Here is a 23,736-nt window from a genome sequence, read left to right as displayed (position 1 = left end):
GTGGTCCCCCAGTTCGGGGGCCGTGTCAGTGACGAGGCAGTGTGTCCTCGAGGTCGGCGTCGGCAGGTGCCCCTTCGACCTGCAGGACGACGACGGTCACGTTGTCCCGACCGCCGGCGACGAGCGCATCGCCCACCAGCCGCTCGGCGAGCTCCTGCGGGTCCTGCACCTTGGCCGCGATGCGGCTGATGCCGACGTCGCCGATCTCCTTGGTGAGTCCGTCGGAGCAGATGATGTAGCGATCGCCCGTGCGCAGCGGCAGCGTCCACCAGTCCGGCTCCGGCGGTTCACCGAAGCCCACTGCACGGGTGATGACGTTGCTGTCGGGGTGCGCTTCGGCGTCCTCGGCACGGAGGACACCGGCATCGACCATCTCCTGCACGACCGAGTGGTCGACGGTGATGCGGCTGAGGGTGCCGTTCTCGACGCGGTAGGTCCGGGAGTCGCCGACGTTGAAGACCAGTGCCGCGGGTTGCCCCTCGGCCGCGACCAGCGCCAGCCCGGTGACGGTCGTCCCGGCACCGATCGCGTTGCCGCCGGCAGCGCGTTCGATGTCGGCGGTGGCCAGCAGCAGCGCGTGCTGGATGGACGCCCGCGAGCCGAACGGGCCGTCCACTGCGTCGCCGAGTCGACGGACGACGGCGTCGCTCGCGCGGTCTCCGGCGAGGTGTCCGCCCATGCCGTCGGCGACGACGAAGAACGGTGCCTCGACGATGTAGCTGTCCTCGTTGTGGTCACGACGACGACCGATGTCGGTCGCGGCACCCCAGGAGAGGGTGAGCGTGGCGCCGCCCGCTCCGGGGACGTCGATGGCGTGGGCTGCGGCGGCTCGGCCGAGTTCGGTCACGGGTCAGGATCGCTCTCTGGGGGTTCGGGGCGTGCCGGTCAACTGCGTCGTGGGTGGTGCGAGGGGCGATGGGAAGCCGTCCGCGGGTGGTGCCACCCTGAGGTGCGGCGACAGGACCTCGATGGCGACGCCGTCCCCGATCTCGACCACCGTACCCGTCAGCGCCACGATCGACGCACCCGCGGGCATCCGGTAGGGCGGCGCCCCCGCGGGCCGGACGACGGTGCCGTTGGTGGAGCGGAGGTCGTCGACGACGGCGGCTTCACCCTCGGCGTGCACGAGCAGGTGTGAGGACGAGACCTGGCCGAGCGGCGACGGCACCGTCAGCAGCTGCGGTTCGGGACCGCGGACGATCCGGGGCAGTGCCGGTCGGCGGCCGATCACGACGGGGCGGTCGAGCCGGAGCACGCGGTCACCGATGCGGATCGAGGGCACCCGCTCACGGGGCTGCTGCGGCACAGGCGGAAGACCGCTCGGCAGGCCGGGCGGTTGCTCGGGGACGGCAGCCGGCCGGTGCGCGGTGGGCGTGGGGGCTGCGACGCCCAGACGCACGACCGTGTCCCCGAACGGGTCGGCGTTCCGCGGCACCGCAGCCCGCACCACCGTGTCGTCGAGGTCAGCGTCGAGATCGAGCTCGACGCCGGGGTCCGGCTGGGGGTCGACTCCTGCCTGCCCCGCCGAGCGGCGCGACCGTGCACGCAGGACCGTGTCGTCGGTCGCGGCAGCGCGGTCGGTGCGGTCGTCGTCCTCGTGCACGCGGTGCCCCTTCCTGCCGAGTCCCGACGAGCGTAGACGATCCCGTGCACCCCGATCACCCGTGCCACGCCGGAGCGCTGTCTGCGAGCACCGACCGCAGCACGAGCGCTGCCATCGGGTCGTGCGGATCGGTCTCGAGCGCATGCTGAGCACGGACCTCGGCACGAGGGCCCGAACCGAGCGCCCAGGCACACCACGCCCCGAGTGCGAGGGCACCGGCGACGCCGATCCGTTCGTCGTCCGGAGCACCCTGGGCACGCCAGGCGCGCCAGGTCGCGGCGCACCGCTCCCCCGCGACCCGCAGAGCCTCGGCATCCGGAGCGGGTCCGGAGCCACGCAGTGCGAGCGGCGGACCTTCGTGGATCGGGTCGTACGGACGGATCCGACGCGGTTCCGGCGCGTTCGGATCGGCGAGGTGCCGGACGAGCGCGATCCGGGTCGCGAGGGCGCCGCACGCGGTGGTGATGGCGGCGGCACCCGCCGACGACACGGTCGGCGGCCCTGGAGCCGTCAGCGCGACGGCCGCGGCCGGGAGCGTGACCGCCGCCGCGATCTCGCGTGGATGCCGGATGTACGGGTCAGTGGTCGACTGGACTGCGCCTGGGTTCATACCGACATCGAAGCGCGATCCGGGCCTCCAGTCGGGCGGGTCCCATCGACCTGTGGACGGCTGACGTAACCGACCCCGTTGTGGAGGACGGACCGTCACGCCGCTGGCGCCACCAGGCTCTCGGCGACCAGCTCCCACGTGCCGTCCACCCGTTCGAGCACCACGTCGAACGCGTTCGCCCACGCGACCAGGTCCGCCATGGACGCGATCTGCGCGTCCGTCGCCCCGAGCAGCGCGACCAGCCGACCCTTCGCGGTCTTGTTCCAGTGGTTCAGCGCCTTGCGGCGTCCGCTGCCATCGACGCTCACGACGCGCAGCACCACGGCCTCCGGCACCGGACCGAGTGCTCGGTACCCCTCCGACCGCAGGTCCAAGACCAAGCCGTCGGTCCGTGTGGCCAACGCCCGGGCAGCCGGAGCCGGCCAGTGCGACGCGAGCCGCACCGTGCCGAGACGCGAGTCGTGCGACAGCCGGTACGCCGGGATCGGGTCGCCCCCGCCGATCGGTCCGAACATCGCCGACTGCACCACGACGTGCTCGGACCACCACCGGCGCGTCGTCGCCGTGGCGGACCCGGCGTCCAGCGGGTCGTAGAGCACGCCGGTGTACCGCTCGATGGCCGGCAACGTCGGAGACGACTCGAGCGACAGGTTGCGCAGGCGCTCCGCGATCGACTTCGGGCCCAGCTTCAGCGCCGTCCGCGCGGTGGACTCCTCGGAACTGACGGAGCGGGCCGCGGTGATCACCGCGGCCCGCTCTGGGACCAGTTCCGGGAACGAGAGCGCACCCAGGTCGAGGGTGGAACCCGTGTCCCCGCCCTCCCGCTTCGTCTCCGACGGCGGGAGGAGGACGGTCAGTCCGGTCAGGACGCGAGCGCGGCCTGGCGCGCCACGATCGTGACCGTGTCGTGCTCGACGGAGAGGAAGCCGTCCTCGGCGTCGACCGCGACGGTGGAACCGTCGGCCCGCGTGATGCGGACCTGTCCCTGCGCGAGGATCGCGAGCATCGGCTCGTGCCCCGCGAGGATGCCGATCTGGCCCTCCGTCGTGCGTGCGACGACCATGGTGGTGTCGCCCGTCCAGACCTCGCGGTCCGCCGAGACGACACTCACGGTGAGACCCGCCATGTCAGCGGTTCTCCTTCTGGATCTGTGCCCACTTCTCTTCCACGTCGTTGATGCCACCGACGTTGAAGAACGCCTGGGTCGCAACGTGGTCGAACTCGCCGTCGGCGATGGCGCGGAAGGACTCGATGGTGTCCTTGAGCGGCACCGTGGAGCCCTCGACGCCCGTGAACTTCTTCGCCATGTAGGTGTTCTGCGAGAGGAACTGCTGGATACGACGAGCGCGCTCGACCGTGATCTTGTCCTCTTCGGAGAGCTCGTCGACACCGAGGATGGCGATGATCTCCTGCAGTTCCTTGTTCTTCTGGAGGATCTGCTTGACGCGGGTGGCCGTCTCGTAGTGGTCGGCGCCCAGGTACCGGAGGTCCATGATCCGCGACGTGGAGGTCAGCGGGTCGATGGCCGGGTACAGGCCCTGCGACGCGATCTCGCGGGAGAGCTCGGTCGTCGCGTCGAGGTGCGCGAACGTGGTCGCCGGCGCCGGGTCGGTGTAGTCGTCGGCCGGCACGTAGATCGCCTGCAGCGAGGTGATCGAGTGACCACGCGTCGAGGTGATGCGCTCCTGGAGCACACCCATCTCGTCGGCGAGGTTCGGCTGGTAGCCCACCGCGGACGGCATTCGGCCGAGCAGCGTCGAGACCTCGGAACCGGCCTGCGTGAAGCGGAAGATGTTGTCGATGAAGAGGAGCACGTCCTGCTTCTGGACGTCGCGGAAGTACTCCGCCATCGTCAGCGCCGACAGCGCGACACGCAGACGCGTCCCCGGCGGCTCGTCCATCTGGCCGAACACCAAGGCGGTCTTGTCGAACACCCCGGCTTCTTCCATCTCACCGATGAGGTCGTTGCCCTCACGGGTGCGCTCGCCGACACCGGCGAACACCGACACACCACCGTGGTCCTGCGCGACGCGCTGGATCATCTCCTGGATGAGGACGGTCTTGCCGACGCCCGCACCCCCGAAGAGGCCGATCTTGCCACCCTGCACGTACGGGGTGAGGAGGTCGATCGACTTGATGCCGGTCTCGAACATCGAGGTCTTGGACTCGAGCTGGTCGAAGGCCGGGGCCTTGCGGTGGATCGGCCAGCGCTCGGTGATCTCGAGCTTCTCGTCGGTGTTGAGCACGTTGCCCAGCACGTCGAAGACCTTGCCCTTGGTGACGTCACCGACGGGGACCGAGATCGGAGCGCCCGAGTCACGGACCTCCTGGCCGCGGACGAGGCCGTCGGTCGGCTTCAGGGAGATGGCACGGACGAGGTCGTCGCCGAGGTGCTGCGCGACCTCGAGGCCGATCTCCTGCGACGACTCACCGATGGTGATGGTCGTGAACAGGAGGTTGTACATCTCCGGGATTGCGTCGTGGGGGAACTCGATGTCGACGACGGGGCCCGTGACACGGGCGATCCGGCCGACACCGGGCGCCGACGACGTCTCGACCGCGGTGGTTGCGGTGTCGGTCATGGCTGGTGCCTTCCTGAGGGTGGGTAGGTGTCCGCGAACGACGCGGACTACTTCTTCTTCGACGAGAGGGCGTCGGCGCCGCCGACGATCTCGGAGATCTGCTGCGTGATCTCCGCCTGACGCGCGTTGTTCGCGAGTCGGGTGAAGTCACGGATGAGCGAATCCGCGTTGTCGCTGGCCGCCTTCATGGCCTTCTGTCGGGCGGCGTGCTCGGAAGCAGCCGACTGCAGCATGGCGTTGAAGATGCGGCTCTCGATGTAGACCGGGAGCAGCGAGTCGAGCACCGCGTCGGCGTCCGGCTCGAACTCGTAGAGCGGGAGCGGCTCGTCGTTCGTGGGCTCGTCGATGCCGTCCACGACCTCGAGCGGCAGCAGGCGCACGACCTGCGGCTCCTGCGTCGCGAGGCTGAGGAACCGGTTGAAGACGATGTGGATCTCGTCCACGCCGCCCTCGGCCGTGTCCTGCAGGAACTTCGCGACGACCGCGTCGCCGATCTCCTTGGCCGTGGAGAACTCGGGCTGGTCGGTGTTGCCGACCCACTGCTGCTCGGACGAACGCTCACGGAACGCGAAGTACCCGACGGCCTTGCGACCGACCAGGTAGTACACGACGTCCTTGCCCTCACTGCGGAGCAGGGAGGCGAGCTCCTCGCCCTGCTTGAGGACGTTCGTGCTGAACGCACCGTTCAGGCCGCGGTCCGAGGTGAACAGCACCACGGCGGCACGGGTCGACGACTCGGGCTCGGTGGTCAGCACGTGGTCGACGTTCGAGAACGTCGCCACGGCCGACACGGCCCGCGTCACGGCCCGCGAGTACGGACCGGACGCGGCCATGCGGGCCTGGGCCTTCTGGATCCGCGACGCCGAGATCAGCTCCATCGCGCGGGTGACCTTCTTCGTGGTCTTCGCCGACTTGATCCGCTGGCGGTAGACCCGGACCTGCGCTGCCATCTAGCGACGACCCTTGACGATCTGCTCCTGGTCGACGTCCTCCGCGTCAGCGGCCTGGACGTTCTCGGAACCGAGGGTCTTGCCGTCGCTGGTCTGGAAGCTCTTGGAGAACTCGTCGATCTGCTTCGACATCTCGGCGACGGTGTCGTCGCTGAGCTGGTTCGTCTCGCGCAGGGTGGTCAGGACGTCCGAGTTGCGACGCAGGTGGTCGAGCAGCTCCGACTCGAAGCGCAGCACGTCGGACACCGGGACGGTGTCGAGCTTGCCGTTGGTGCCGGCCCAGATCGAGACGACCTGCTCCTCCACCGGGTACGGCGAGTACTGCGGCTGCTTGAGCAGCTCGGTGAGACGCGCACCGCGGTCCAGCTGACGACGCGACGCCTGGTCGAGGTCGGACGCGAACATCGCGAAGGCCTCGAGGGAGCGGTACTGCGCCAGCTCGAGCTTGAGCGTGCCGGAGACCTTCTTGATCGACTTCACCTGGGCGTCACCACCGACGCGGGACACCGAGATGCCCACGTCGACGGCCGGACGCTGGTTCGCGTTGAACAGGTCCGACTGCAGGAAGATCTGGCCGTCGGTGATCGAGATCACGTTGGTCGGGATGTACGCCGAGACGTCGTTCGCCTTGGTCTCGATGATGGGCAGACCCGTCATCGAACCGGCACCGAGCTCGTCGGACAGCTTCGCGCAACGCTCCAGCAGACGGGAGTGCAGGTAGAAGACGTCACCCGGGTACGCCTCGCGCCCCGGCGGACGACGCAGGAGGAGCGACACGGCACGGTAGGCCTCGGCCTGCTTCGACAGGTCGTCGAAGATGATCAGGACGTGCTTGCCCTGGTACATCCAGTGCTGACCGATGGCCGAGCCGGTGTACGGGGCGAGGTACTTGAAGCCGGCCGGGTCGGAGGCCGGGGCGGCGACGATGGTGGTGTACTCCATCGCACCGGCGTCCTCGAGCGCACCCTTGACGGAGGCGATCGTGGAGCCCTTCTGCCCGATCGCGACGTAGATGCAGCGGACCTGCTTGTCTGCGTCGCCGGACTCCCAGTTGGCCTTCTGGTTGATGATCGTGTCGATCGCGATGGCCGTCTTGCCGGTCTGGCGGTCACCGATGATCAGCTGACGCTGGCCACGGCCGACGGGGATCATCGCGTCGATCGCCTTGATGCCGGTCTGCAGCGGCTCGTGGACCGACTTGCGCGACATGACGCCGGGCGCCTGCAGCTCGAGGGCACGGCGGCCTTCGGCTGCGATCTCGCCGAGGCCGTCGATCGGGGCGCCGAGCGGGTCGACGACGCGACCGAGGAAGCCGTCGCCGACCGGGGCCGAGAGGACCTCGCCGGTACGGGTGACTTCCTGGCCCTCTTCGACGCCGGCGAACTCGCCGAGCACGATGGCACCGATCTCGTCTTCGTCGAGGTTCTGGGCGAGGCCGAGCGTGCCGTCCGCGAAGCGGATGAGCTCGTTGGCCATGACGCCGGGGAGGCCTTCGACGTGGGCGATGCCGTCACCGGCGTCGGTGACGTGCCCGACCTCGGCCGTGGAGGCCTTCGTCGGCTCGTAGTTCGAGACGAAGTCCTTCAGGGCATCACGGATCTCATCGGGGCTGATGGTGATGTCTGCCATGGGATTTTCCTTGTTGGTTTCCGGGGCCCTGCGGCTCCGAGAGGGTGATGCTGCCCGGTGGGACAGCTCCCGTTGTGGACTTGGGGTGACGGGTTCGACCGTACGCTCAGCGCGCGAGCTGGAGACGGAGGTCGGCGAGGCGCGTGGACACGGTGCCGTCGATGACGTCGCCGCCGACCTGCACCCGGACCCCGCCGACGACCGCGGGGTCGACGACGTGGTTGACGATGATGTCCTTGCCGTACCGCTCCGACAGCCCTCGAGCGACCCGGGCCGCCTGTGCGTCGGAGAGCGGGGTCGCCGTGACGACCGTCGCCACGACCTTTGCCGCCTGGTCGGCCACGATGCGGGAGGCGTCGCGGACGAGCTCACCGATCCGGCGGCCGCGCGGCTGCTGGACCATGGCCGACAGGATCGTCACCGTCTGCGGCGACGACTTGTGACCGATGAGTCGCTCGACGAGCGCACCCTTCTGCTCCGGGCTGCCGAGCTTGGTGCCGAGCGCCAGCTCGAGCCCGGCGTCCGAACGGACCGCGGTCTCGAAGGCGAAGAGCTCTGCCTCGATCGACGTGCCGGAGTCGGCGGTGGCCGCGACGGCGCGGATGCCCGCGTCCTCGATGCCGGCGAGCAGGTCCTGCTGCGAGGACCACCGCGACCCGGCAACGGCGGTCAGCACGGCGCGCGCGGCGTCGGACTGTCCGGCGAAGACCCGGTCGATGACCGACTTCTTGCCGACGACGTCGGCGGTCGGGTCGGCCAGCAGCGTCAGGAGCTGCGGTGCACCGGCGACCACGCGCCCAGCGGCGAGGATCTCAGCGCCGCTCGCCAGGTCGGCGCTGCCGCCGAGGTCGGCGAGCACCGCCTGCGTCGACGAGAGCGCTGAACGGGTGGCACTGCGCATGCTCAGCGCTCCGTCTCGGCCTGCGACGAACCGGGCTGCGACGCCTGCACCTGGGACGCGTCGGCGTTCTTCGACGACTCGAGGTCGGCGAGGAAGCGGTCGACGACCGCGGTGGCCTTGGCGTCGTCCTTGAGGGACTCACCGATGACACCCGACGCCAGGTCGAGTGCGAGCGAGCCGACCTCGGTGCGGAGCGACTGGAGCGCGCTCTGACGCTCGGCCTCGATCTGCGCCTGGGCGTTCGACGTGATGCGTGCAGCGTCGGTGGCAGCCTGCTCGCGGACCTCGTTGCCGATGGCCGTGGCGTCCGCGCGGGCCTGCTCGCGGATGCGGGAGGCTTCGGCACGGGCGTCAGCGAGCTGCTTGTTGTACTCCTCGAGCGCGGCTGCAGCCTGCTCCTGAGCCGCTTCGGCCTTCTTGATGCCGCCTTCGATGGCCTCGGTGCGCTCATCGAGCATCTTCGTGATGCGCGGCGTGACGACACGCCAGAACACCAGGAAGATGATGACGAAGGCAACCAGCGACCACACGATGTCGTACACCGGGGGGATCAGCGGATTGATGTTCTCCTCCGCCGCGATGATGAGTGCGTGCTGCATCGAGGGACCTTAGTTGGTGAAGATGAAGTACGTGGCGATGCCGATGAAGGCCAGGGCCTCGGTGAAGGCGATGCCGATGTACATGAGGGTCGTCAGGCGGCCCTGGAGCTCGGGCTGGCGAGCGACGGACTCGATCGTCTTGCCGACGACGATGCCGACGCCGATGGCCGGGCCGATCGCAGCGAGGCCGTAGCCAACCGTCGCGATGTTGCCGTTGATCTCCGCGAGAACGGTCGTTGCGTCCACGTGTTTTCCTTTCGAGGTGCGGGTCCGACGGTTGCCGGTCCCGTAGGGGGTCAGTTGGGATCAGTGCTCGTCGGCCAGCGCCAGCTGGATGTAGACGGCGGTGAGGAGCATGAAGACGTAGGCCTGCAGCAGCGCGACGAGGATCTCGAAGAAGCTGAAGGCGATGCCGAACGCCAGGGTCCCGACGCCGAAGAACGCCAGCAGGCTGTGCGACTCGAAGAAGAAGAACCACGTGGCCGAGAAGAACAGGACGAGCAGCAGGTGCCCGACGACCATGTTCATCAGGAGTCGCAGCGTCAGCGTGATCGGACGGAGCACGAAGGTGGAGACGAGCTCGATCGGCGTCACGATGATGTACAGCGGCCACGGCACCCCGGGTGGGAAGAGCGAGTTCCGGAGGAACGTGCCCGGGTGCTTGCGGAGACCGGCGTAGATGAACGCGACGTACGCGACGATCGCCAGGATCATCGGCATCGCGATGCGGCTGGTGCCGGCGAGGTTCATGAACGGGATCAGACCCGTCAGGTTCATGAACAGCACACCGAAGAAGATCGTCGCCAGGAGCGGCAGGAAGCGCTTGCCGTCCTTCTCGCCGAGGTTGTCGAAGGTGTTCCGGCGCACGACGTCGAAGCCGTACTCGATGAACGCCTGTCCACGGTTCGGGACGAGCTTGAGGGCGCGGGTGCCCGCGAACGCGAAGACCAGCAGCACCGCCACCGCGATGAAGCGGATGATGACGACGCGGTCGATCTCGAAGGGCGTGCCCGCGAAGAAGATCGGGTCAGGGAAGAACTCCCCGATCGACGGACCATGGAATTCGGCGGCCTTGCTGCTCCCCGCCGCAACGGTGTTGGCCGCAGCGGTGAGGGACAGGGGAAGAGCGTGGGATAGCAGCGCTGTCTCCTGTGTCGGCGCGCGCACGTCATGGCACGCGATGGTGGACTGTGTGGAGGCTGTCCGCTCCGAGCGAGGCTCCGGACGCGGACGCAACAAACACTATCAGGTGAGAGAGCCTTCTCGGGCTCTCAGCCGCGTGGGTCGGCCTTCCCAGGATCGGCATCGCCCGGCAGGGGCACGTCGATCGGCACGCGGCCCTTGGCGATGACCGTCACGTCGATGACGAGCGAACCGATCACACCCACGATGATCGCGATCGCCAGCACGGGCGTGTTGACCCAGTCCCGGTCCTTCAACAGCACCAGCACGACGATGAACAGCACGAACTTGACCAGGAACATCCCCATGATCGTGCCGAAGAACGCGCCGGAGATCATCTGGCCGCCGGAGAACCGGATCGCCAGCAGCACGCTGACGGCGGTGAGCCCGCAGAACACGACGCTCATCACGGCGCCGATGAGCCCGCCGGCCAGTCCCGGTCCCCCGGCGACCAGGAAGCCGACGACGCCGCCGACCACCGCCAGGGCGAGGGCGAGCACGGCGCCCTGCACCAGGATCCGTCGGAAGAGCGGGCTGACGTGGTCGAGGCCGTGGGGCGTGGTCACGAGGGGTCTCCAGGAGTCGGGATGTCGCGGGTGGCGGCTGCGCGGTCGAGCGGGTCGTGTCGGGCATCGATCCGCCCGCCGGCGCGGTCGGCGGTCTGCGCGGCGATCTCGGTGCGCTTGCGGCCGAGGGGCGCGAACGTGGCGATCGCACAGACGCTGAAGCCGACCGCGACGAACGCCACGACCCACCACCACTGCACGAACAGGAAGAGCAGACAGCCGACCGCCACGGTGGCCGTCCACGCGTAGAAGATCAGCACCGCGTGGAAGTGCGAGTGCCCCATGTCGAGCAGCCGGTGGTGCAGGTGCTTCCGGTCGGCCGAGAACGGGGACTTCCCCGCGCTGAGCCGCCGGACCACCGCCAGGGCGAAGTCGAGCATCGGCACGATGAGGATCGCGAACGGCAGCAGGATCGGGATGAAGGCCGGCAGCAGGTCGGTGCGGGTGCGGACGGCGGCCGGGTCGATGTTGCCCGTGATCGAGACGGCGCTCGTGGCCATCAGGAACCCGACGAGCAGCGCGCCGGCGTCCCCCATGAACAGCTTGGCGGGGTGCCAGTTCAGCATGAGGAAGCCGAAGCAGGCGCCGACGAGCACCGCGGTCAGCAGCGACGGCAGGTTGAAGAAGAACTCGGTCTGCACGACCACGCGGTTGATGAAGAACGTGTAGAGGAAGAACACGCTGCCGGCGATGATCGCCACCCCCGCGACGAGTCCGTCGAGCCCGTCGATGAAGTTCACCGCGTTCATCACGAGCACCACCGCCAGCACGGTGAAGATCAGGCTCATGTAGCTCGACCCGACGCCGAGCGTGTTGCCGATCGGCAGCGACACGATCGCCACGCCCTGCCACGCCAGGATGCCCGCGGCGATGATCTGTCCCGCCAGCTTGGTCATCCAGTCGAGGTCCCAGATGTCGTCGGCGACACCGAGCACCACGATGATGGTGGCCCCCGCCAACACGGCGAGCACCCGTTGCGGCTCCGCGAACACGAGGCGGAAGAAGTCGATGCCCTGGATCTGCGGGAAGACGAACCAGGCGCAGAGCAGCGAGACGACCACCCCCAGGAACATCGCGATGCCGCCGAGCCGGGGCACCGGGGTCCGGTGCACGTCGCGCTCACGGACCTGCGGGTACCACTTGTACTTGACGCCCGCCTTCCAGAGCACCCAGCTGACCAGGAAGCTCACGACCGCGGAGATCGCCCCCGCCAGCAGGTAGTACTTCACGTGACGAGGTCGGCCCCCACGACCCGTTCGATCTCGGCGTCCGGGATCACCCCGTGGCGGACGATCCGCAGACCGTCACCGGTGGCGAGCCCCGTCGCGTCGACGATCGTCGACCCGGTGGACGCGGCGAAACCGTCGTGCGCGGCGAGCGAGCCACCGTCCAGGTACACCGCAACGCTGTCACCGAGCATCGCCTCGGCAGCGTCGACGTCCATCGCGGCGGGGTCGCCCGTGCTGTTGGCCGAGGACACCGCGAGCGGGCCCACCTCCTGCAGCAGCTCGAGGGCGATGCGCGAGTCCGGCATCCGGAGCGCGACGGTCCCCCGGGTCTCCCCCAGGTCCCAGTCGAGTGACGGCTGTGCCCGCAGGATGACGGTCAGTCCGCCCGGCCAGAACTCGGCGACCAGGTCGCGGACCTGCTGCGGCACCTCGCTCGCCAACGCGTCGAGCGTCGGGGGTCCCGGGATGAGCACCGGCGGCGGTGACTGCCGCGTGCGGCCCTTCGCGTCCAGCAGACGCTGCACCGCGTGCGCGTCGAAGGCGTCCGCCGCGAGACCGTAGACGGTGTCGGTGGGGACGACGACGAGTTCTCCCCGTCCGAGTGCGGCACGTGCGAGCCGCATCCCGGTCAGGAGTCCGTCGGGGTCGTTGCAGTCGTATCGGGATGCCATGACCTGCACGATGATAGTGCGACACAATGGGGCACATCGTGAACTCGACGCCTGCGCCCCGACTCCTGTTCCTCTTCGACATGGACGACGTCCTCGTCCGCTACGACTGGGAGACCCGCATGGCGGGCCTCACCGCGATCACCGGGCACGACCTCGGCGAGCTCCGGCGCCGCTGGTGGCTCTCCGGGAACGAGCAACGCGCCGAAGCCGGGGGCTTCGCCGACGCGGACGCCTACCTCGCCGCCTTCCAGCAGGCGATGGGCTGCACCGTCCCGGAGTCCGAGTGGGCGCGGGTGCGCGGAGCGGCGATGACCGAGCTGCCCGAGCGGATCGAGGCCGTCCGGATCGCCAGCGAGCACGGGCGTGTCGCCCTGCTGACGAACAACGGTCCACTGGCCGGCCGGTGGATCTCCACGTGGGCGCCGTCCCTGCCGCCGCTGTTCGGCGACCACCTCGACACGACGAGCAACTTCGGCGCCCGCAAGCCCGAACCCGAGGTCTTCGAGCGGGCGGTGGCCCACCACGGCGCGCGGCCGGAGGACACCTTCTTCGCCGACGACATGCCCGAGAACGTCGCGGGTGCACGCAGCGTCGGCATCCACGCGGTGCTGGTCGAGCACGACACCGACCTGCGGGTGGCGGTCCGCGCGTTCGTCGCCACCAAGGACGACCGGGAGGCCCGGCTGACGTCTTCGACGCCGGCCTCCTCCGCAGGCTCCGTCGGCGCGTAGACGCAACGCTTCGCGTCGCGCGTGATGTCTACGCGCGGGTCGCGGTGGTCGTGCGGTCGCGTCCCGTCAGGTCCTGGTGCGTCTCCGGGGACCGGAACCCCCGGCGCGACAGGACCGCGCGCACGGCTGCGCCCTGCGGTTCGGCGTGCTCGATGACGAGCAGCCCACCGGGGACCAGCAGGCGCCAGGCGGTCTCGGTGAGCGCCCGGACCGCGTCCAGCCCGTCCGCTCCCCCGTACAGCGCGAGCGCCGGGTCGTGGTCGCGGACCTCGGGGTCCACCGGCACGGCGTCGTCCGGCACGTAGGGCGGGTTCGACACGACGGCCGACACGGTGCCGTCGAGCTCCCCGAACGCATCGGCCAGGTCGCCCTCGACGAGCCGGACCGTGTCGCCGTACGCCGCCACGTTCCGACGGGTCCAGGGCAGTGCCTCGGGCGAGCGTTCGACGGCGTAGACGAGCGCGTTCGGCACCTCGGTGGCCATGGCGATCGCGATGGCACCGCTGCCGGACCCCAGGTCGACGGCGATCGGCTCGGGCACCGCGGTGGCACGGAGTGCGTCGATGCCGAACTGCACCACGCCCTCCGTCTCCGGACGCGGGACGAACACCCCGGGTCCGACTGCCAGGGTCAGCGCGCGGAAGTGCGCCTCGCCGGTGATGTGCTGCAAGGGCTCACGGGTGACGCGCCGCGCGATCGCCTGCCGGAACCGGTCGACGTGCTCCGCGGCGATCGCTCCCCCGGTCATCGCCCGGGCCTGGACGGCCCCGCGCGAGGTGTCGGTCGCCCACGCGAGCAGCAGTTCGGCGTCGACCTGCGGGGTGGGCACCCCGGACGCGCCGAGCGCCGCGGCCGCCTCCCTGAGGAGCCGGTCCGCGGCGAACGTGCGGGGCGTGTCGGGGGTGATCCGTGCCTCCTGGCCGGTGATCAGGCGTTCTGGTCGCCGACGGCGGCCAGACGTGCCTCTTCGTCCGCGCGGATGGCGGACTCGATGACCGGCTCGAGCGCGCCGTTCATGACGCGGTCCAGGTCGTACGCCTTGTACCCGGTGCGGTGGTCGGCGATGCGGTTCTCCGGGAAGTTGTACGTGCGGATGCGCTCCGACCGGTCCATCCCGCGGATCTGCGACCGACGCGCGTCCGACGCCAGCGCGTCGAGCTCCTCCTGCTGCTTCGCCAGGATGCGGGCACGCAGCACGCGCATCCCCGCCTCTCTGTTCTGCAGCTGGGACTTCTCGTTCTGCATCGCCACCGTGATGCCCGTGGGCAGGTGGGTGATGCGGACGGCGGAGTCCGTCGTGTTGACGGACTGCCCGCCGGGGCCCGACGAGCGGTACACGTCGATCTTCAGGTCGTTCTGGTTGATCTCGACCTCTTCCGGCTCGTCGACCTCGGGGAAGACGAGCACGCCGGTGGTCGACGTGTGGATGCGCCCCTGCGACTCGGTCGCCGGCACGCGCTGGACACGGTGCACGCCACCCTCGTACTTCAGGTGCGCCCACACGCCCTGCGCGGGGTCGGTGGAGTTCGACTTGATCGCGACCTGGACGTCCTTGTAGCCGCCGAGGTCGGACTCGGTGCGCTCGAGGAGCTCGATCTTCCAGCCCTTGGACTCGGCGTAGTGCGAGTACATCCGCAGCAGGTCCGCCGCGAACAGCGCGGATTCCTCGCCGCCCTCGCCGCCCTTGATCTCCATGATGACGTCGCGGCCGTCGTCCGGGTCACGCGGGACGAGCAGCCGCCGCAGGCGCTCCTGGCGTTCGGCGAGCGATGCCTCGAGCCCGGGGACCTCCTCGGCGAAGGCCTCGTCCTCGCGCGCGAGTTCCCGGGCGGCGGCGAGGTCGTCCCCCGCCGCCGTCCAGCCCTCGTACGCGGACTTGATCCGGTTCAGCTCGGCGTAGCGCCGGTTGACCTTCTTCGCACGGGCCGCGTCGGCGTGGAGCGCGGGGTCCGACAGCTGCTGTGTCAGGTCCTCGTGTTCCGCCAGCAGCCCTGCCACCGACTCGAACACGCGTTACTCCTGGTGTCCGGCGTGGTGCCCGGTCGCGGGGACCGACTTCTGCACCTGCACCAGGAACTCGACGTTCGACTGCGTCTCCTTGAGGTTCCGCAGGACGATCTCGAGCGCCTGCTGCGGGTCGAGCCCGGCCAGGGCCCGGCGCAGACGCCAGGTGATCTTGACCTCGTCGGCGGAGAGCAGCTGCTCCTCGCGACGGGTGCCGGACGCGTTGACGTCGACGGCCGGGAAGATCCGCTTGTCCGCCAGGTGGCGGTTCAGGCGGAGCTCCATGTTGCCGGTGCCCTTGAACTCCTCGAAGATCACCTCATCCATCTTCGACCCGGTCTCGACGAGCGCCGTGGCGAGGATGGTCAGCGAGCCGCCGTTCTCGATGTTGCGGGCGGCGCCGAAGAAGCGCTTCGCCGGGTAGAGCGCAGCGGAGTCGACGCCACCGGAGAGCACGCGGCCCGACGGCGGGGTGGACAGGTTGTAGGCGCGGCCCAAGCGGGTGATCGAGTCGAGCAGCAGGACCACGTCGTGGCCCAGCTCGACCAGGCGCTTGGCACGCTCGATGGCGAGCTCGGCGACGGTGGTGTGGTCCTCGGCGGGACGGTCGAAGGTCGAAGCGATGACCTCGCCCTTCACCGTGCGCTGCATGTCGGTGACCTCTTCGGGCCGCTCGTCGACCAGGACGACCATCAGGTGCGCCTCGGGGTTGTTCTTCGAGACGGCGTTCGCGATCGCCTGCAGCACGACGGTCTTGCCGGCCTTGGGCGGCGAGACGATCAGGCCGCGCTGGCCCTTGCCGATCGGCGACACCAGGTCGATGATCCGCGTGGAGAGCTTGGAGGGCTCGGTCTCGAGGCGCAGGCGCTCGTTCGGGTACAGCGGGGTGAGGTCCTGGAAGTCGACGCGCGCGGCGGCCTCGTCCGTCGACTGGCCGTTGATCGTGTCGATCTTGGCCAGGGCGTTGTACTTCTGGCGGCTCTGCTGCTCGTTGTCGCGCGGCTGCTTGATCGCACCGACCACGGCGTCGCCCTTGCGCAGGTGGTACTTCTTCACCTGGCCGAGGGACACGTAGACGTCGCTCGGTCCCGGCAGGTAGCCGGTCGTGCGGACGAAGGCGTAGTTGTCGAGGACGTCGAGGATGCCCGCGACCGGGATCAGGACGTCGTCCTCGGTGATCTCCGGCTCGAACTCGTCGTTCTGCCCGCCACGGCCGCGCTTGCGGTCACGCTGGCGGCGGCTGCGACCGTTCTCGGCCTCGTCCTCCTGGCGGCGCTGTCCGTCCTCACGCTGCGAGCGGGCCTCGGCCTGGCCGTTCTGCTGCTGGTTCTGGTTCTGGCTCTGGTTCTGCTGCTTCTGCTGGCCCTGCGCCTGCTTCTGCCGGCCGTTCTGCTGCTGGTTCTGGTTCTGCTGGTTCTGCTGGTTCTGCGACTGCTTCTGGTCGCCCTGCTCGTCAGCGGCGTTCTGCTGGCCGTCGGCCTGGTTCTGGGCACCGCGGCCCCCGCGGCCGTTCTGCTCCTCGGGCTGGTCGCCCTGCTGCTCGCCGGACTGGTCGGCGTTCTGGCCCCGTCCACGACCGCGGCCACGGCTGCGACGACCACGACGGGGTCCGCCGTCGGCGTCCTGCTGCTGGTCGCCGTTCTGGTCCGTGCCGTGCTGGTCGGTCCCGTCCTGGTCGGACGTGTCCTCGGCCGAGGTCGGCTGCCCGGCGGACTGCGGCTGCGCAGCCGACTCCGCGGGGGGCTGCTCGGCGTTCGCCCGGTCGGTGCCGGCCTGCTCAGCAGTGCTCTGCTCAGTGGCGGTGGCGGTGGCCTGGTCGACGGCGGGCTTCTGGCCGCGACGACGACGCTGGCCACCCGACTGTGCCGCTTGTGCGTCCTTCTCGGCGCGGACCTGGTCGAGGCCCGCGAGCAGGTCCTCGGTCCCGGTCTTGCCGTGGTTGGTGTGCTCCGCCGCGGTGGTGGGCGGGGTGGTGACGGTGCCGCCGGACGTCGCACGACGCGAGCGACGGGCACGCGACGGCGCCTCGGTCTCGGTGGTCGGCGCGGCGTCGGTCGCCTGGGCTGCCGGTGCGTCGGTCGCCGACGCTGCCGGCGCCTCGGTCGTCGACGCTGCGGGTGCCTCGGGCTCCGGCAGGGTCAGGGTGTCGGACGCGGCGGCGGGGCGCTTGTCCTCGATCGAGGCGATGAGGTCGCCCTTGCGGAGCTTCGAGAGCCCGGTGATGCCCAGGGCGGAGGCGATCCGCTGCAGCTCCGGGAGGCGGAGTGCGCGCAGGTCGCTGGGGATCTCCACCGAGTCGGTGGAGGTGTTGACGTTGGTCACGGTGCTGTGTTCCTTCCGAACCGCAGAGCGCGGAGAGTTTCCACCGACTTCCCGCGCGGATGCATGGCATCGGATTGCGACGGCCGCCGTTCAGACGACGGACCGGGAAGCGGTGATCTGAGGGAGATCACACCTGCGGACCGGGAGCTCGTGCTGGCCGTGGTTCGTGCCTGCGCGACGGGCGTCCTCAGTGGTCTGCCGGGTGCGCGTTCACTGTAGCACCACCGAGATCGACGGCCAGCATGAGCGGGCGCCAGGTGGTCTCGGCGTGTCGCGCGACGAGTTCGGCGGCCGTCAGGCGCTGTGCGGGGTCGGATCCGAGCACGAGCAGGCTCGGGCCGGCGCCGGACACGACGGCAGCGAGACCCTGCTGTCGGAGCAGTCGGATGAGCACGTCGGTCTCGGGCATGGCACTGGCGCGGTACGTCTGGTGCAGCCGGTCCTCGGTCGCCGCCAGCAGCAGCTCCGGACTCTGGATGAGCGCCGCCACCAGCAGCGCCGAGCGGGAGACGTTGAACGCCGCGTCGGCGTGCGGGACGCTGGCGGGCTGCAGGGAGCGTGCGAGCTTCGTCGAGAGGGTCGAGGTCGGCACGAAGACCACCGGCGAGACACCGCGGTGCACCAGGAGTCGCTTGTACGCCGGGCCGTCCGGGGTCATCCACGCGATCGTCAGGCCGCCGAACAGGGCCGGGGCGACGTTGTCCGGGTGCCCCTCCATCTCGGTGGCCAGGGTCAGCAGGGTCGCGGCGTCGAGGTCGACGATGCCCTCGAGCAGCCCGCGCGCGGCCATCAATCCCGCGACGATCGCCGCCGCCGAGGACCCCATGCCGCGACCGTGCGGGATGGCGTTCACCGCGGTGAGCTCGAGGCCGGGCTGCTCGACCCCGGCGTGGTCCAGACCCCGACGGATCGCGCGGACGACCAGGTTCGTGTCGTCGGTCGCGACCTCGCCCGCGCCGACGCCCTGCACAGCCACGGTCGCGCCGGGCTCCGGGCGGACCCGGACCTGCACGTCGTCGTAGAGCGAGAGCGCGAGTCCGAGGGAGTCGAAGCCCGGTCCGAGGTTCGCGGACGTGGCCGGGACGCGGACGTGGACCACCCGTCCGGCCGGTACAGCACTGCGGGCGGTGGTGCCCCGCTCCGGTCCGGACGAGCGGTCCTGGCTCACGCTGCGCCGACCAGTCCGAGCACGTCGGCGATCGCGGCGGTGTCGACGGGGACGCTGGTCGGGGTGACGTCGCCGCCGTCCTCGGTCTTGAGCGCCCACTGCGGGTCCTTGAGCCCGTGGCCGGTCACCGTGATGACGACCGTCGCGCCCTTCGGGACCTGCCCGGCGTCGGCGCGCTCGAGGAGCCCGGCGACACCGATCGCGGACGCGGGCTCGACGAACACGCCGACCTCGGCCGACAGGATGCGGTGCGCGGCCAGGATGCCGGCGTCGGAGATCGCGCCGAAGTAGCCGTCGGTCTCCTGCTGGGCCTCGAGCGCGTACTTCCACGACGCCGGGTTGCCGATGCGGATCGCCGACGCGATGGTCTCCGGGTGCGGGACGACCTCGCCGGAGACGATCGGCGCCGAGCCCGCGGCCTGGAAGCCGAACATCCGGGGCAGCTTGCTCGAGCGGCCCGCGGCGACGTCCTCGCGGTACCCGCGGGAGTACGCGGTGTAGTTGCCCGCGTTGCCGACCGGCAGGAAGTGGAAGTCGGGGGCGTCGCCGAGGACGTCGACGACCTCGAACGCGGCGGTCTTCTGGCCCTCGATGCGGTCGTTGTTGACAGAGTTCACCAGGTGCACCGGGTAGTTCGCCGCGAGGTCGCGAGCGATGTCGAGGCAGTCGTCGAAGTTGCCCTGCACCTGCAGCAGCTGGGCGTCGTGCGCCACGGCCTGGCTGAGCTTGCCCATCGCGATCTTGCCCTCGGGCACGAGCACCGCGGCGGTGATCCCGGCGTGCGTGGCGTACGCGGCGGCCGAGGCGCTCGTGTTGCCGGTGGAGGCGCAGATGACGGCCTTCGCACCGTGCTCGACGGCCTTGGAGATCGCCATCGTCATGCCGCGGTCCTTGAACGAGCCCGTCGGGTTCATGCCCTCGAACTTGATCCAGACCTGGGCGCCGGTGCGCTCGGACAGCCGCCGCGCCGGGATGAGCGGCGTGCCGCCCTCGCCCAGCGTGATGACGGGCGTGTCCGACGTCACGTCGAGTCGGTCGGCGTACTCGCGCAGGACTCCCTGCCACTGGTGGGCCATCAGGGTTCTCTCTCTGTCGGTGCTGGAGGTGGTGGTTGAGCGGGCGGGACCGGCGTCAGGCGCCGACGACGCGCAGGACGCTCGTGACCTCGGTCACGGTCGCCTCGGTGCGCAGTGCCCTGACGGTGTCGGCGAGGGCGGACTCACGCGCCTGGTGCGTGCCGATGACCAGGGTGGCCGTGCCGCCGTCGCCGTGGGCGCTCGACTGCTCGACGGTCTCGACGCTGACGCCGTGCGCCGCGAGGATGCCGGCGACGGTCGACAGCACGCCGGGGGCGTCGGCGACGAGCAGCGTGATCTGGTAGCTGGTGCGGACGGTGCCGATCGGGAAGACGGGGAGGTCGGACTGCGTCGACTCCGCGATGCCCGGGCCGCCGATGACGTGCCGTCGGGCAGCGGAGACCAGGTCACCGAGCACCGCCGAGGCCGTCTCGACCCCGCCGGCCCCGGCGCCGTAGAACATCAGGTCGCCGGCGGCCTCGGCCTCGACGAAGACGGCGTTCTTCGCGCCGTGCACGCTGGCGAGCGGGTGCGACTCCGGCACGAGCGCCGGGTAGACGCGGGCACTGACGCCCTCGCGCCCGTCGGCGTCGGTCAGGCGCTCGCAGGTCGCCAGGAGCTTCACGACGTGGCCCGCCTTGCGCGCGGCACGGACCTGCTCGATGGTGACCGACGTGATGCCCTCGCGGTGCACGGCGACGAGCGGCACCGAGGTGTGGAACGCGATCGAGGCCAGGATCGCGGCCTTCTGCGCGGCGTCGTAGCCCTCGATGTCGGCGGTCGGGTCGGCTTCGGCGTACCCGAGCTCGGTCGCGGTCGCCAGGGCGTCCTCGAACGTCGAGCCCTGGCGGTCCATCAGGTCGAGGATGAAGTTCGTCGTCCCGTTGACGATGCCCATGATGCGCTGGATGCGGTCGCCCGCGAGCGAGTCGTGCAGCGGCCGGATGATCGGGATGGCCCCGGCGACGGCGGCCTCGTAGTAGAGCTGTGCGCCGACCTGCTCCGCCGCGGCGAAGAGCTCCGGGCCGTGGGTGGCGAGCAGGGCCTTGTTGCCGGTCACGACGTCGGCGCCGGACTGCAGGGCCTGCAGCACGAGGGTGCGTGCGGGCTCGATGCCACCGATGAGCTCGACCACGATGTCCGCCCCCAGGATGAGCGATCCGGCGTCGGTGGTGAAGAGCTCGCGCGGCAGGTCGACGTCGCGCTGGGCGTCGACGTCGCGGACGGCGATGCCGACGAGTTCGAGGCCGGCTCCGGCACGCGAGGCCAGTTCGTCGCCGTGCTCGAGCAGGAGGCGTGCGACCTGCGAGCCGACCGAGCCGGCTCCGAGCAGCGCGACGCGGACGTTGCGGTATTCGATCATGTGGGACGTGTCTCCGGGATCTCGGGGGTTCACCGCACGGCACCGGGTGCGGCCGCGGGCGACACCCCGGTGTCGCGGGCGAGGAGGTCGTCGACGCTCTCGCCTCGGACGAGGATACGGGCTCGCCCGTCGGCGACCGCGACGACCGGCGGGCGTCCGACGTGGTTGTAGTTGCTCGCCAGGCTCCAGCAGTAGGCACCGGTGGCGGCCACGGCGAGCAGGTCGCCACGGCGCACGTCACCGGGCAGGTACTCGTCGTGCACCACGATGTCCCCGCTCTCGCAGTGCTTGCCGACGACCCGGGTCAGGACCGGGGACGCGTCCGACGTGCGGGCGAGCCGCGCGGTGTAGTCGGCGCCGTACAGCGCGGGGCGGGCGTTGTCGCTCATGCCGCCGTCGACGGAGACGTACGTGCGGGTCGCACTGCCGCCGTCGTCGGTCTCGAGCTGCACGGGCTTGATCGTGCCGACGCGGTAGAGCGTGACGCCGGCCGGTCCCACGATGTACCGCCCGGGCTCCACCGCGATCTCCGGGACCGGGATGTCCCGCTCGGCACACGCTTCGGCCACGATCGTCGCCAGCGCGTCGGCGATGTCCTCTGGTGCGAAGGCGGAGTCGGCCTCGGTGTAGTCGATGCCCCAGCCGCCGCCGAGGTTGAGTTCCGGCACGGGTCCGGAGCGCACCAGCGTCGCGTGCACGTCCATGAGCCGACGAGCGGCTTCGCGGAAGCCGGACTCGTCGAAGATCTGCGAGCCGATGTGGGAGTGCAGCCCGACGAAGGCCAGCGACGGGCGCGCGCGGATCGCCTCGGCCGCCTGCACCGCTTCGGAGAGCGGGATGCCGAACTTCTGGTCCTCACGCGCCGTGGCGAGGTACTCGTGCGTCGAGGCGTGCACGCCGCTGTTGATCCGGATGCGCACGCGCTGCACGACACCGGCGTCCGCTGCTGCGTCCGCGACCCGCTGCACTTCTTCGTGCGAGTCGAGGACGATCGTGCCCACGCCGACCTGCACCGCGCGGGCGATCTCGGCGTCGGACTTGTCGTTGCCGTGGAACCCCAACCGGCCCGGGTCGACGCCGCCAGCCAGCGCCACGGCGAGTTCCCCGCCCGTGCAGACGTCGACGCGCAGGTCGGCCTCGGCCATCCACGCCGCGACCTGCGTCGTCAGGAAGGCCTTGGCGGCGTAGTAGACGTGGGCGTGCGTGCCGATCCGCCCGAACGCCTCGGCGAAGGCGTCGCGGACCCGGACGGCCCGGGACTGCACGTCGTGCTCGTCGACGACGTAGAGCGGGGTGCCGAACTGCTCGACCAGGTCGTGCGCGGTGATGCCGCCCACCACCAGGGAGCCGTCGTCCGTCCGCGTGGCGGAGGCGGGCCAGATCCGCGCGCTCAGCGCGGAGGCATCAGCCGGGGACCGCAGCCGCGGCGGGGCAAGGGGGTTCTCGCTCACGGGACCCGATCCTACCGAGCCGGGGCGGGCCTCCCGTCCGGTGTTACGCCCCTGTGGAGAACGCGGGTCAGCCGCAGGAGCCGACCGTCTGCAGCCCCTGCTCGCTGAGCGGGAGCTCGTCGGCGGTGATGCGGACCTCAGCGCGGGAGGCCGTGACGTCGAGCGAGCGGACGCGCAGGGACTCCGGCAGGAACTGGGCGGTGCAGACCGGCACGGGCGTGTTCGTCACGCCGGGGATGCTGTCGACCTTGAGGTCGAGGGCCGAGTTCGTGATCCGGACCGCCTTCGGGGTGATCGTGATGCCCTTGCCGTCGGACTGCGCCGTGACCGTCCCGTTCGCCAGGTACGAGATGTCGTACCCGAGGACCGCGGTCGAGCCGGACAGCTGCACCCCGCCGTCGACGAGGGAGAGCCGGTCGAAGAGCGGGCTGTACCGCGCCAGGTCCTTGACACTGCCGGACGCCAGCGTGACCGTGCCGTCGACGTCGCGCACGTCGCCCTTGCCGTCGACCGGGACGTCGTGCACGGTGACGTCGGCCGCGAGCGGGACGCCGTCCACCGTGATCTTCGACGAGGCGATGTCGACGCGGTCGAGCGTGCCGCTGATGAGCTGCGGGATGACGATGCCGTCGGCGTGGGCCGTCACGGTGCCCTGCGTGCCCTGCGGCAGCGACTGCTCGACCTGCTGCGCGATGATCCGGTCGACGACGCCGCGCAGCACGAACTCGGCGACGACGACGAGCCCGGCGAGCACCACCACGATCACGAGGACGACGATCGTCGCGGTGCGCCCGGTACGGCGCGGCTTCGGGGCGGCGGTGGCGAAGGACATGGGTCCCACTGTGCCAGGGTGCGCCTGCCGCCAGCCTGGAGGCCGCGGTGCCGCCCGGCGGGCGGGCTGCGGCGCGGCGCGGCGCGGGCTGGGCGCGGCGCGGCGCGGCGCGGCGCGGGCTGGGCGCGGCGCGGTGCACTTTGCACCCCGATGCGGACATCGCACCCCGTCCTGTCGGGGTGCGATGTCCGCGCGGGGGTGCGATGCGCAGACGGATCCGCCTGGAGGCCGTGGTGCTGCCCGGCTGGCAGGCTGCGCGCTGCGCGC

Annotated in this window: 24 protein-coding genes; 1 reads left to right on the top strand and 23 read right to left on the bottom strand. The window is 70.5% G+C overall.

Annotated features, from left to right (window positions below):
• Nucleotides 1–25: 25 nt before the first annotated feature.
• The 15 genes from BIU90_RS13035 to BIU90_RS12965 form a co-directional block, all read right to left on the bottom strand.
• Complete coding sequence (locus BIU90_RS13035; protein ID WP_071300636.1) at nucleotides 26–847, bottom strand: PP2C family serine/threonine-protein phosphatase; 822 nt, start codon at nucleotides 845–847, stop codon at nucleotides 26–28.
• 3 nt (nucleotides 848–850) lie between these two features.
• The gene (locus BIU90_RS13030; protein WP_071300635.1) at nucleotides 851–1,603 is read right to left on the bottom strand and encodes an FHA domain-containing protein; all 753 of its coding nucleotides are present in this window, start codon (nucleotides 1,601–1,603) and stop codon (nucleotides 851–853) included.
• A 55-nt stretch (nucleotides 1,604–1,658) separates the two neighbouring features.
• The gene (locus BIU90_RS18400) at nucleotides 1,659–2,213 is read right to left on the bottom strand and encodes a DUF4192 family protein (RefSeq protein ID WP_071300634.1); all 555 of its coding nucleotides are present in this window, start codon (nucleotides 2,211–2,213) and stop codon (nucleotides 1,659–1,661) included.
• A gap of 95 nt (nucleotides 2,214–2,308) precedes the next feature.
• Nucleotides 2,309–3,070, bottom strand: a complete 762-nt coding sequence (locus tag BIU90_RS13020; RefSeq protein ID WP_071300633.1) for a YaaA family protein — start codon at nucleotides 3,068–3,070, stop codon at nucleotides 2,309–2,311.
• Nucleotides 3,071–3,075: 5 nt separating this feature from the next.
• The gene (locus BIU90_RS13015; protein ID WP_056124084.1) at nucleotides 3,076–3,339 is read right to left on the bottom strand and encodes a F0F1 ATP synthase subunit epsilon; all 264 of its coding nucleotides are present in this window, start codon (nucleotides 3,337–3,339) and stop codon (nucleotides 3,076–3,078) included.
• A gap of 1 nt (nucleotide 3,340) precedes the next feature.
• Nucleotides 3,341–4,795: a F0F1 ATP synthase subunit beta gene (gene atpD / locus BIU90_RS13010; RefSeq protein WP_071300632.1), complete on the bottom strand. Its 1,455-nt coding sequence runs from the start codon at nucleotides 4,793–4,795 to the stop codon at nucleotides 3,341–3,343.
• 47 nt (nucleotides 4,796–4,842) lie between these two features.
• Nucleotides 4,843–5,745 (bottom strand): F0F1 ATP synthase subunit gamma, encoded by a 903-nt coding sequence (locus BIU90_RS13005; protein WP_071300631.1) that lies wholly within the window; start codon nucleotides 5,743–5,745, stop codon nucleotides 4,843–4,845.
• On the bottom strand, nucleotides 5,746–7,374 hold the full coding sequence (gene atpA / locus BIU90_RS13000; RefSeq protein ID WP_071300630.1) for a F0F1 ATP synthase subunit alpha: 1,629 nt from the start codon (nucleotides 7,372–7,374) through the stop codon (nucleotides 5,746–5,748).
• A 106-nt stretch (nucleotides 7,375–7,480) separates the two neighbouring features.
• The gene (locus tag BIU90_RS12995) at nucleotides 7,481–8,275 is read right to left on the bottom strand and encodes a F0F1 ATP synthase subunit delta (RefSeq protein ID WP_071300629.1); all 795 of its coding nucleotides are present in this window, start codon (nucleotides 8,273–8,275) and stop codon (nucleotides 7,481–7,483) included.
• Nucleotides 8,276–8,277: 2 nt separating this feature from the next.
• Entirely contained in the window at nucleotides 8,278–8,874 is a 597-nt protein-coding gene (locus BIU90_RS12990; protein WP_071300628.1) for a F0F1 ATP synthase subunit B, read from the bottom strand.
• Between the two features lie 9 nt (nucleotides 8,875–8,883).
• The gene (atpE, locus tag BIU90_RS12985) at nucleotides 8,884–9,120 is read right to left on the bottom strand and encodes an ATP synthase F0 subunit C (protein WP_027465781.1); all 237 of its coding nucleotides are present in this window, start codon (nucleotides 9,118–9,120) and stop codon (nucleotides 8,884–8,886) included.
• Between the two features lie 60 nt (nucleotides 9,121–9,180).
• Nucleotides 9,181–10,041, bottom strand: a complete 861-nt coding sequence (atpB, locus tag BIU90_RS12980; protein WP_254787051.1) for a F0F1 ATP synthase subunit A — start codon at nucleotides 10,039–10,041, stop codon at nucleotides 9,181–9,183.
• A gap of 104 nt (nucleotides 10,042–10,145) precedes the next feature.
• Nucleotides 10,146–10,622: a hypothetical protein gene (locus BIU90_RS12975; protein WP_071300627.1), complete on the bottom strand. Its 477-nt coding sequence runs from the start codon at nucleotides 10,620–10,622 to the stop codon at nucleotides 10,146–10,148.
• Complete coding sequence (locus tag BIU90_RS12970) at nucleotides 10,619–11,851, bottom strand: MraY family glycosyltransferase (protein ID WP_071300626.1); 1,233 nt, start codon at nucleotides 11,849–11,851, stop codon at nucleotides 10,619–10,621. The genes BIU90_RS12975 and BIU90_RS12970 overlap by 4 nt, the downstream gene beginning before the upstream one ends.
• Nucleotides 11,848–12,522 carry an L-threonylcarbamoyladenylate synthase gene (locus tag BIU90_RS12965; RefSeq protein ID WP_071301017.1) on the bottom strand — a complete coding sequence of 225 codons (675 nt, stop codon included), beginning with the start codon at nucleotides 12,520–12,522 and terminating at the stop codon, nucleotides 11,848–11,850. Before BIU90_RS12965 ends, BIU90_RS12970 begins: the two co-directional genes overlap by 4 nt.
• Before the next feature lie 38 nt (nucleotides 12,523–12,560).
• Between BIU90_RS12965 and BIU90_RS12960 the strand changes: the two genes are divergently transcribed.
• The gene (locus tag BIU90_RS12960) at nucleotides 12,561–13,253 is read left to right on the top strand and encodes an HAD family phosphatase (RefSeq protein WP_254787050.1); all 693 of its coding nucleotides are present in this window, start codon (nucleotides 12,561–12,563) and stop codon (nucleotides 13,251–13,253) included.
• A gap of 28 nt (nucleotides 13,254–13,281) precedes the next feature.
• Here BIU90_RS12960 and prmC read toward each other — a convergent pair whose 3' ends face one another.
• The 8 genes from prmC to BIU90_RS12920 form a co-directional block, all read right to left on the bottom strand.
• Nucleotides 13,282–14,082, bottom strand: coding sequence for a peptide chain release factor N(5)-glutamine methyltransferase (prmC, locus tag BIU90_RS12955; RefSeq protein WP_254787049.1), 801 nt, complete (start codon nucleotides 14,080–14,082; stop codon nucleotides 13,282–13,284).
• 98 nt (nucleotides 14,083–14,180) lie between these two features.
• Entirely contained in the window at nucleotides 14,181–15,263 is a 1,083-nt protein-coding gene (prfA, locus tag BIU90_RS12950; protein WP_071300624.1) for a peptide chain release factor 1, read from the bottom strand.
• Nucleotides 15,264–15,266: 3 nt separating this feature from the next.
• Entirely contained in the window at nucleotides 15,267–17,579 is a 2,313-nt protein-coding gene (gene rho / locus BIU90_RS12945) for a transcription termination factor Rho (protein WP_071300623.1), read from the bottom strand.
• A 187-nt stretch (nucleotides 17,580–17,766) separates the two neighbouring features.
• Nucleotides 17,767–18,678, bottom strand: a complete 912-nt coding sequence (thrB, locus tag BIU90_RS12940) for a homoserine kinase (RefSeq protein WP_071300622.1) — start codon at nucleotides 18,676–18,678, stop codon at nucleotides 17,767–17,769.
• A 65-nt stretch (nucleotides 18,679–18,743) separates the two neighbouring features.
• Entirely contained in the window at nucleotides 18,744–19,823 is a 1,080-nt protein-coding gene (thrC, locus tag BIU90_RS12935) for a threonine synthase (protein WP_071300621.1), read from the bottom strand.
• A 55-nt stretch (nucleotides 19,824–19,878) separates the two neighbouring features.
• A complete protein-coding gene (locus BIU90_RS12930) occupies nucleotides 19,879–21,186 on the bottom strand; it encodes a homoserine dehydrogenase (RefSeq protein ID WP_071300620.1) in 1,308 nt (435 codons plus the stop codon).
• Between the two features lie 29 nt (nucleotides 21,187–21,215).
• Entirely contained in the window at nucleotides 21,216–22,637 is a 1,422-nt protein-coding gene (lysA, locus tag BIU90_RS12925) for a diaminopimelate decarboxylase (RefSeq protein WP_071300619.1), read from the bottom strand.
• A gap of 67 nt (nucleotides 22,638–22,704) precedes the next feature.
• Nucleotides 22,705–23,469, bottom strand: coding sequence for an LmeA family phospholipid-binding protein (locus BIU90_RS12920; RefSeq protein ID WP_071300618.1), 765 nt, complete (start codon nucleotides 23,467–23,469; stop codon nucleotides 22,705–22,707).
• Nucleotides 23,470–23,736: the final 267 nt, after the last annotated feature.

The sequence above is a fragment of the Curtobacterium sp. MCBA15_001 genome (assembly GCF_001864835.1).
GTDB lineage: Bacteria > Actinomycetota > Actinomycetes > Actinomycetales > Microbacteriaceae > Curtobacterium.
The sequence above is the reverse complement of the archived record's forward strand: the minus strand, read 5'-3'. Positions and strand labels throughout refer to the sequence as shown.

What these genes read in the sequence shown, in the direction of transcription:
- BIU90_RS18400 (WP_071300634.1), bottom strand. Translation starts at nt 2,213, where the DNA reads ATGAACCCAGGCGCAGTCCAGTCGACCACTGACCCGTACATCCGGCAT.
- BIU90_RS13015 (WP_056124084.1), bottom strand. Translation starts at nt 3,339, where the DNA reads ATGGCGGGTCTCACCGTGAGTGTCGTCTCGGCGGACCGCGAGGTCTGG.
- atpD (WP_071300632.1), bottom strand. Translation starts at nt 4,795, where the DNA reads ATGACCGACACCGCAACCACCGCGGTCGAGACGTCGTCGGCGCCCGGT.
- BIU90_RS13005 (WP_071300631.1), bottom strand. Translation starts at nt 5,745, where the DNA reads ATGGCAGCGCAGGTCCGGGTCTACCGCCAGCGGATCAAGTCGGCGAAG.
- atpA (WP_071300630.1), bottom strand. Translation starts at nt 7,374, where the DNA reads ATGGCAGACATCACCATCAGCCCCGATGAGATCCGTGATGCCCTGAAG.
- BIU90_RS12995 (WP_071300629.1), bottom strand. Translation starts at nt 8,275, where the DNA reads ATGCGCAGTGCCACCCGTTCAGCGCTCTCGTCGACGCAGGCGGTGCTC.
- BIU90_RS12990 (WP_071300628.1), bottom strand. Translation starts at nt 8,874, where the DNA reads ATGCAGCACGCACTCATCATCGCGGCGGAGGAGAACATCAATCCGCTG.
- BIU90_RS12965 (WP_071301017.1), bottom strand. Translation starts at nt 12,522, where the DNA reads ATGGCATCCCGATACGACTGCAACGACCCCGACGGACTCCTGACCGGG.
- thrC (WP_071300621.1), bottom strand. Translation starts at nt 19,823, where the DNA reads ATGGCCCACCAGTGGCAGGGAGTCCTGCGCGAGTACGCCGACCGACTC.
- BIU90_RS12930 (WP_071300620.1), bottom strand. Translation starts at nt 21,186, where the DNA reads ATGATCGAATACCGCAACGTCCGCGTCGCGCTGCTCGGAGCCGGCTCG.
- BIU90_RS12920 (WP_071300618.1), bottom strand. Translation starts at nt 23,469, where the DNA reads ATGTCCTTCGCCACCGCCGCCCCGAAGCCGCGCCGTACCGGGCGCACC.